Genomic DNA, 8,516 nt, shown 5'->3' with positions numbered 1-8,516 from the left:
CATCAAGAGGTCGATCTTGGTGGAGACCTTGGCGCCGCCGACGATCGCGACGACAGGGCGAGCCGGATTGCCGAGACCCTTTTCCAGCGCCTCCAGCTCGGCCTGCATGGTGCGGCCGGCATAGGCCGGCAGGTGGTGAGCAAGACCCTCGGTCGAGGCATGGGCGCGGTGGGCGGCCGAGAAGGCGTCGTTGACATAAATATCGCCGTTGGCGGCAAGCGCCTTGGTGAGGTCGGGGTCGTTCTTTTCTTCGCCCTTGTGGAAGCGGGTGTTTTCCAGAAGCAGGATATCGCCGTCATTCATCGCAGCAACGGCGGAGGCGGCGGCCTCGCCAATGCAATCGGAGGCCGTCAGCACGGCATGATCAAGCACTTCCTCGACGGAAGGGGCGATCAGCGACAGCGACAGCTCCGGCGAAGGGCCATCCTTCGGCCGGCCAAAATGAGCCAGCAGGATCACCTTGGCACCCTTTTCGGACAATTCCAGGATCGTTGGCGCCACACGCTCGATGCGCGTCGTATCGGTGACCTTGCCGTCTTTCACCGGGACGTTGAGGTCGACGCGGACGAGAACGCGCTTGCCGCGGATGTCGGAAAGATCGTCGAGGGTCTTGAAAGAAGGCATGGGGAGGATCCTGTCGTGGTTGGCGAAAGTTGCGCCGAACATAGCAAGGATCATTCGAGACGCAAGGCGTTCAACGGCCGTTTTCGCGTGTGCCTTCGTCGCGTCCGGCCGGCGCTTTCGGCGTGCTTTCGGAGGCCTTGGTTTCCCGGTTCCGGCGTCCGTTCAGTCGGTCGCGGATGCGCTGGGTGATGTCCTTGAGATTGATGAAGATCGGCAGCGTAATTGCCGGTTCGACTGCTTCGAGCGACATGCCGACGGAGGTGATGTGGTCGTGCTCGTCGAGATCGCGGACGATGAGGATGATCGAGCCGAGGCGGACGCGGTCGGCATAATCGGCCTTGCCGCCGAGGCGCTGCCGCATCAATTCGGCGATCGTCAGGCCCTTTTCGGATTCGTTGAGCAGGCCGGGGCCATAGGCGGCGTCGAGATCGGCGGCGGGGCGGGCGGGGGAGAGCGCGAAGGCTCCGAAGAATTCGGCATCGTCGTCATCCACCGGCGCCCGGCTGGCGAAGAGACGGTCGAGCAGCCGGGAATAGCTCGGCACGATGAAGAGGTAGACAAGATCGTGCTCGCGCAGCCGCCCGGCATATTGGTAGCGCATCGACTTGCCGTCGCGGATGACCAGCGAGGGTGTCGCCCAGCGCGGAATACGCTCGCCGCGCAGCACCGGGCTATCCTTGATGACGCGGTAGGAGAGCAACTCGTGGTTGGCCGCCCCAGGCAGATCGACCTCGACCTTATCGACGGCGCCGATGCGCGGCGGAATGATCAGCCCGAGCTTCTTGGCGACGGGCTTGATCGTCCAGCCCTGGAGAAGCAGCGAGACCAGCACGATGATGAATGCGGTGTTGAAATAGATCTGGCCGTTCTCAAGCCCGCCGAGGATCGGCATGATGGCAAGCAGGATGGAGACGGCGCCGCGCAGGCCGACCCAAGCGACGAAGCCGATTTCCTGCTGGGTATAATCGAAGGGAAGCAGTGACAGCCAGACTGCCAACGGTCGGGCGACGAAGATCAGGAAGAGAGCGAGCAGGATGGCGGGCACGATGATGACAGGAAATTGCGACGGCGTGGCGAGCAGGCCGAGCACCAGGAACATGATGATCTGCGCCAGCCAGGTCATGCCGTCCTGGAAGCGTTTGATAGTTCCGATCGCCTGCATCTTGCGGTTCCCGGCGTAGATGCCGGCGACATAGACGGCGAGGAAGCCGCTGCCGCCGACCGCGCCGGTGAAGGAGAAGACGAGAAGAGCGAGCGCCAGCACGAAGATCGGCGTCAGGCCGCGATCGGTATCGAGCTTGCTGACGATCAGCACGATCATCATGCCGCCGAGCAGGCCGAGAATGACGCCGAGGCCCATCTGCTGCACGAACATGGCGAGCATGCCGATATTGATGCCGGCGTAACGCTCGCCGCTGGCCAGCACCTCGACAAGGGCGATGGTGAGGAAGATCGCCATCGGATCATTGGTGCCGGATTCCACTTCCAGCGTCGAGCGCACCTTGTCGCGGATGTTGATGCCGCCGATGCGCAGCAGGAAGAAAACGGCGGCCGCATCCGTCGATGCGACGATCGAGCCGAGCAGCAGACCTTCCAGCCAGGTGAAATTCAACAGCCACATGGCGGCCAAGGCAAAGAGCGAGGCAGTGATCAGCACACCGACCGAGGCGAGCGCCAGAGAGGGCACGGCCGCCAGCCGAAAGGCCTGCATAGGCGTGCCGAAGCCGGAATCGAAGAGGATCACGGCCAGCGCAATGGAACCGAGAATATAGGCAAGGTAATTGTTGCTGAACTCGATGCCGAGGCCATCGACGCCCGCCGCAAGGCCGATCATCAGGAAGAGCAGCAGCAGGGGGGCGCCGAAACGGAAGGCGAGCAGGCTCGAAAAAGCGGCAAGAAGCACGAGCGCCGTCGAGACCAGCACCACGATATAGAACGCTTCCATGCCCACCCCTTTCCATCGACTGCTTCGCGAACACAGCCGCCCCGGCCGATCCGCCCTATTTCAAACCCTCCCTCACGCGCGATCCATCAGTAAACGGCAAAACGTCAGAGAAGGGTAGGCCTTGCGGCTTAACCTCGTCGCGATGCTGCTTCATGCTGCTGAACGGCTGCGGGACGGCCAACCGACACGGATGCTACGGGAGAAACTCTCTATAAAGAATGTATAGGAAAATCAGGCGAGAGCAGGGCAAAAGAGACAGGCACGGATTTTTCCTGCCGGTATCTGCGAATGGCAACAGGATAAGACACGCTCCTCCTTTCACGCGGCCCGTTTGCCTTGTCCAATGACGGGAAGAATGGATTGCAGGCGCGGATGCGGAGAGTTGGGAAAATGAACGCGGAGATTTTTCGATATCGGGTAGGACATGCCGGCGGCCCAGCGAGAGCAGCCGGCTGTCGTCTTGTGCCGGAAGCGACCGGCCCTTGCTCCGCTATCCCAACACTGCCTGAAGCATGACGATGGCAAGAAACGAGAGGCCAATGAACGCGGCAACCCAGATGACCAGACGATTAGCCTTTGCTAGTACGGCGGGTCTGACGTCCCTCTTGGGGTGAAACCGCTGCCGCCGTTTGAGGGTGGTGTGGGACAAGCGTTTTTGTGCCTCTACCATTTATCACCTCCACTTGGCTCATTTTAGCCATTGTGCAGTGCTGTGCATTTCCTCAATCTAGCACGCTTGGCCAGCGGATTGCCAACCCGTGATCCATCCTTGCGGCCAGGGAATTCGTCGACGATGGTTTCGCGCAGGGACGCCTATCGAATTCGAACCCGAGGCCGCCTCAACTGCGCCGCCATCCTGTCCTGCGAACGGCGGCGTCATACGAACCCGTCGCCTCGATATGACGTCGAAACCGGAAAAAGATGCGGATCGGCGGTCAGTCTTCTGTGTCCTCGCCCTCGTCGGTAAGATCCGCGACCGGGACCAGGAACACGACGAACTCGTCCTCGATGGTCCGTTCGGGATCGTCGTCGAATTCATAGGCGTGCTCGACTTCGCTTGCTTCCTCGGTGGTCGCCTTGCGCAAGCTCAGGGCCGCTTTGCGGTCCCACAGGGGCTTGCCTTCGGATTCCAGGATGGTCAGATCGTCGCGAAAGTCTTCCGCCTCGAAGAAATGCGTCGCTTCCTCGTGATTTTCCGAGCGAAAACTGGCAACGGCGCGGCCGGCGATTTCAACGGTAAAGTAATCCATCCATCTCTCTCATTTTCATGCGGGCGACAGTGCTGCCGCACGGTATTGGCGTGGCCGCGCCTGGCCGGTGGCCGATGCGCGAGGAAACTGGGCATTTCGAATGTCCAGGGTGATGTATTCTAGCAGATCTCATCCGGGCGATGGACGAAAAGATGCCGGAGCGGTTCAGCTTCTCATCGAAGCGCAGAACCGCTCCAACTTTTTGTTTTTACGCAACTCCGGACGGAAAACCGCTTCGCACTTTTCCTGGAGTTGCTCTGGTGCGGGGAAGGCCGGTTTTGTTCGGAAGGCATGGCAACAAAAAGCGGCCCGGTTTCCCGGGCCGCTTGCATGTCGATGCCTGAAGAGCGCTCAGATGAGCTTGGCGAAAGCGACTGCCGTGTCGGACATGCGGCTGGAGAAGCCCCACTCGTTGTCGTACCAGGACAGGACGCGCACGAAGCTGCCTTCCATGACCTTGGTCTGATCGGTTGCGAAGATCGAGGAGTGGCTGTCGTGGTTGAAGTCACGGGAGACGAGCGGCTCGTCGGTGTAGCCGAGGATGCCCTTCAGCTTGCCGTTTGCAGCAGCCTGGATGGCTTCGTTGATTTCGCCAACGCTGGTCGCCTTCTTGGCGACGAACTTGAAGTCGACGACGGAAACGTTCGGGGTCGGAACGCGGATCGAGGTGCCGTCGAGCTTGCCCTTCAGATGCGGCAGAACGAGGCCGACTGCCTTGGCAGCACCCGTCGAGGTCGGGATCATGGAAAGGGCGGCCGCGCGGGCGCGATACAGGTCCTTGTGCATCGTGTCGAGCGTCGGCTGGTCACCGGTGTAGGAGTGGATGGTCGTCATGAAGCCGTGGTCGATGCCGACGGCGTCGTCGAGAACCTTCACGACCGGCACCAGGCAGTTGGTGGTGCAGGACGCGTTGGAGATGACCAAGTGCTCCTTGGTGAGCTGGTCATGGTTGACGCCGAAGACAACCGTCAGGTCAGCGCCATCGGCGGGCGCCGAGACGATGACGCGCTTGGCACCAGCCGTCAGGTGGGCGGCAGCCTTGTCGCGGGCGGTGAAGATGCCGGTGCATTCCATCGCGATGTCGACCCCGAGTTCGCGGTGCGGAAGCGTTGCCGGATCCTTGATCGCCGTGACCTTGATCGGCTTGCCGTTGCCGACGATGATCGAGTCGCCCTCGACCTTCACCGTTGCCGGGAAGCGGCCGTGGATCGAGTCGTAGCGCAGCAGGTGGGCGTTGGTTTCAACCGGGCCGAGATCGTTGATGGCGACGACTTCGATGTCGGTGCGGCCGGATTCGACGATGGCGCGAAGGACGTTGCGGCCGATGCGGCCGAAACCGTTGATGGCAACCTTGACTGTCATGTTCATTCACTCCCGATAGAGTAGGGCCCGATAGGTGAGGGCCTGGAATTGAGGAGATGGAGAGCGCCTCAAGGCGCCCTCATTAAAGCTTTGCTTCCGCGGCCGCAACGACGGCGTCGGCGGTGATGCCGAAATGCTTGTAGACTTCCTTGACCGGGCCGGAAGCGCCGAAGCTCTTCATGCCGATGAAAGTGCCTTCCGGTCCGATGAACGCATCCCAGCCTTCGCGAACGGCGGCTTCGACGGCAATCTTGACCGGCGAGTTGCCGAGGATTTGCTTGCGATAGGCTTCCGGCTGCTCGAAGAACAGTTCCGTGCAGGGAACCGATACGACGCGGACGGTGACGCCCTTGGCTTCGAGTGCCGTACGAGCCGCAACGGCGATTTCGACTTCGGAGCCGGAGGCGAAGATCGTCACCTTGGCGTCGGCATTGCCGGCGAGCACATAGGCGCCCTGTTCGCAAAGGTTCTTTTCGCTGTATTCGGTGCGAGCTGCGAGCAGGTTCTGGCGCGTCAGAGCAAGGCCCGAAGGACGGTTGTGCGTCTTGATGGCGATCTGCCAGCATTCCGCCGTTTCCGTGGCGTCGGCCGGGCGGAAGACCATCAGATTCGGGATGGCGCGCAGACCGGCGAGCTGTTCGACGGGCTGGTGAGTCGGGCCGTCTTCGCCGACGCCGATCGAGTCATGCGTCAGGACGTGAATGACGCGGATGCCCATCAGCGAAGCAAGGCGGATCGGCGGGCGGCAATAATCCGAGAAGATCAGGAAGCCGCCGCTGTAGGGGATGAGGCCGCCATGCAGCGCAATGCCGTTCATGGCAGACGCCATGCCATGCTCGCGGATGCCCCAATGCATGTAACGACCGGCGAAATCCGTCGGGGTGATCGAATGCATCTGGCTGGTCTTGGTGTTGTTCGACGGCGTCAGGTCGGCGGAGCCGCCGAGCGTTTCCGGCAGGAAGCCGTTGATGACCTCGAGCGCGTCTTCCGAAGCCTTGCGGGTCGCAACCGTCGGCTTGGTCTCGGCGAGCTTCTTCTTGTATGCGCTGATCGCGGCGTCGAAGCCTTCCGGCAGCTCGCCTGCCATGCGGCGGGTGAACTCGGCCCTGGCCGGAGCCTTGGCGAGGCCGTCTTCCCAGGACTTGACGAGCTCGACGGAGCGGGCGCCGGCTGCACGCCAGCTGTCAAGGACATCAGACGGGATGACGAAGGCTTCGGCTTCCCAGTTCAGCGCCTTGCGGGTGGCAGCGATTTCCTCGGCGCCGAGCGGGTTGCCGTGGACCTTGTGGGTGCCCTGCTTGTTCGGGGCGCCGAAGCCGATGATCGTCTTGCAGGCGATGAAGGTCGGGCGGTCGGACTTGTGGGCAGCTTCGATCGCGTCGGCGATGGCAGCCTGATCGTGACCGTCGATCTCGATCGTGTTCCAGTGAACGGCCTTGAAGCGGGCGATCTGATCGGTGGAATCCGACAGCGACACGGCGCCGTCGATGGTGATCGAGTTGTTGTCCCAGAACAGAACGAGCTTGTTGAGCTTCATGTGGCCGGCGAGCGCGATGGCTTCATGGCTGATGCCCTCCATCAGGCAGCCGTCGCCGCAGATCGCATAGGTATAGTGATCCTGGAGATCGGAGCCGAACTCCTCGCGCAGCTTGCGTTCGGCAATCGCCATGCCGACGGAATTGGCAATACCCTGGCCGAGCGGCCCGGTGGTCGTTTCGATGCCGGTCGCGTGACCATATTCCGGATGGCCGGCCGTCTTCGAGCCGAGCTGGCGGAACTGCTTCAGATCTTCGATCGTCATGTCAGGATAACCGGTCAGATACAGCACCGAGTAGAGCAGCATCGAGCCATGGCCGGCCGACAGCACGAAGCGATCGCGGTTCGGCCAGTGTGGCTTCTTCGGATCGAACTTCAGATATTTGGTGAACAGGACCGTTGCCACGTCAGCCATGCCCATCGGCATGCCCGGGTGGCCGGAGTTCGCCTTTTCAACGGCGTCCATGGCGAGAAAACGGATCGCATTCGCCATCCGGTCGTGTTGTTCGGGAGAGGTCATGGCTTTTCCGCAAGTTCCGGGTGTCGGGGGATGGCCTCGAGCCTCCAAGACCATCGAGTGAAAGCGGCAGAGACATAGCAGTTGGGACGGGCAAGTCAATAAATGGCGGGCCAAATCCGGGCGGGCAGCGGCGATTTTTGACATTTGATCGCGCGATTGTACAAATGACGAATTTGATGCGACGAGCATGTGGAAAACGCTCATCCACAGGATAGGCTGGCGGACAAGTGACAGGATTTATTGACGGGCCGTCGGCGAGCTGCATATCCTTTTGAAATCGCAGGATCGGCGCGGCGTGCCGATTCGCGGATCCTGCGCGGGAATCGGAAAGACATGATGCCCACAGGCAAAACCATGGAAGCAGCGCTCAACGAATTGAGACAGGCGATTTCGAGCCTCGAAAACGCCGTCGACATGCGCGTCGAGCGGCAGCGCGAGCAGGGCGAGATCGAGGGCGAGGTGCGGCGCGTGCACGCCGACCGCTCCCGGCTGGCGCAGGAGCTCGATCAGGCCGAATTCCGCGCCAACCGGCTGGAAGAGGTCAATCGCGAAGTATCGCGGCGGCTGGTGACGGCGATGGAAACGATCCGCGCAGTTCTGGATCGCTGATAGAAAGAGTTTGGCATGGCGCAGGTGACGGTAACGATCGACGGCAAGGCCTATCGCATGGCCTGCGAGGAAGGGCAGGAGGATCACCTGACCGATCTCGCCACCCGTTTCGACCGCTATGTCGGCCATCTCAAGGACCAGTTCGGCGAAATCGGTGATCTCAGGATCACCGTCATGGCCGGCATCATGATCGTGGACGAGATTGCCGAGCTGACGCGCCGCGTGGCCGGATTGGAATCCGAGCTCGAGTCGCTACGCGGCAATCGCGATACGGTGCTTGCCGCGACCGCCCGGACCGAAGAAAATCTTGCGGCAGCGCTGAGCGAGGTCTCGAGCCGCATCCGCGGCATCACCGACAAGCTGAATGGCCGGTCCGCCCCGGAACTCAATTGATCTCAATTAAATAGGGGTGGCCTTCCGTCGCCACTGGCGCGTCAGCGCAAACAACCTTATATATCGCCTTGCGGTCTGCGCCTCTCGACAGGAACCACAATCCCTGGGGCCATACTCGATCCAAAGGGAGCTGTCCCTGGCCAGGCCCGTGGGCCTGGACACACGGCGCCCACCTACGTTTGTAGGCACCCAGGATCGTAAACATCCATCGGTGGTCGTGGATCGCACCCTTCCCTTTTATCGTCGGCAGGGATCCCGGATATGGCGGGCGAACGCG

8 protein-coding genes and 1 other RNA gene are annotated in these 8,516 nt (G+C 61.6%); 3 read left to right on the top strand and 6 right to left on the bottom strand.

The window, feature by feature from the left end; genetic code table 11:
• The 6 genes from AC1D1Z_RS20135 to tkt all read right to left on the bottom strand — a co-directional run.
• Positions 1-624, bottom strand: a 624-nt coding sequence (locus AC1D1Z_RS20135) for a phosphoglycerate kinase (protein WP_477851611.1), incomplete at its 3' end; no start/stop codon positions are given.
• A 70-nt stretch (positions 625-694) separates the two neighbouring features.
• A complete protein-coding gene (locus AC1D1Z_RS20130) occupies positions 695-2,569 on the bottom strand; it encodes a potassium/proton antiporter (protein WP_026188519.1) in 1,875 nt (624 codons plus the stop codon).
• Between the two features lie 490 nt (positions 2,570-3,059).
• On the bottom strand, positions 3,060-3,239 hold the full coding sequence (locus tag AC1D1Z_RS20125) for a hypothetical protein (RefSeq protein WP_018445937.1): 180 nt from the start codon (positions 3,237-3,239) through the stop codon (positions 3,060-3,062).
• A 265-nt stretch (positions 3,240-3,504) separates the two neighbouring features.
• Positions 3,505-3,819, bottom strand: coding sequence for a hypothetical protein (locus AC1D1Z_RS20120; protein ID WP_018243469.1), 315 nt, complete (start codon positions 3,817-3,819; stop codon positions 3,505-3,507).
• Positions 3,820-4,170: 351 nt separating this feature from the next.
• Positions 4,171-5,181 carry a type I glyceraldehyde-3-phosphate dehydrogenase gene (gene gap, locus AC1D1Z_RS20115; protein ID WP_026188518.1) on the bottom strand — a complete coding sequence of 337 codons (1,011 nt, stop codon included), beginning with the start codon at positions 5,179-5,181 and terminating at the stop codon, positions 4,171-4,173.
• An 82-nt stretch (positions 5,182-5,263) separates the two neighbouring features.
• Positions 5,264-7,237 carry a transketolase gene (gene tkt / locus AC1D1Z_RS20110; RefSeq protein WP_130653015.1) on the bottom strand — a complete coding sequence of 658 codons (1,974 nt, stop codon included), beginning with the start codon at positions 7,235-7,237 and terminating at the stop codon, positions 5,264-5,266.
• Positions 7,238-7,570: 333 nt separating this feature from the next.
• On the opposite strand from tkt, the gene AC1D1Z_RS20105 reads away from it, so the two are divergent.
• The 3 genes from AC1D1Z_RS20105 (at position 7,571) to ssrS (ending at position 8,467) form a co-directional block, all read left to right on the top strand.
• Positions 7,571-7,846: a DUF4164 domain-containing protein gene (locus AC1D1Z_RS20105; RefSeq protein ID WP_012758879.1), complete on the top strand. Its 276-nt coding sequence runs from the start codon at positions 7,571-7,573 to the stop codon at positions 7,844-7,846.
• Between the two features lie 15 nt (positions 7,847-7,861).
• Positions 7,862-8,239: a cell division protein ZapA gene (locus tag AC1D1Z_RS20100; protein ID WP_018243466.1), complete on the top strand. Its 378-nt coding sequence runs from the start codon at positions 7,862-7,864 to the stop codon at positions 8,237-8,239.
• Between the two features lie 69 nt (positions 8,240-8,308).
• Positions 8,309-8,467, top strand: a non-coding RNA gene (gene ssrS, locus AC1D1Z_RS20095) — 6S RNA.
• The last annotated feature ends 49 nt before the right edge of the window (positions 8,468-8,516 follow it).

This window comes from Rhizobium sp. P1_E1 (assembly GCF_056406015.1).
Note: the sequence above shows the minus strand (reverse complement) of the source record. Positions and strands in the feature narration are given on the sequence as shown.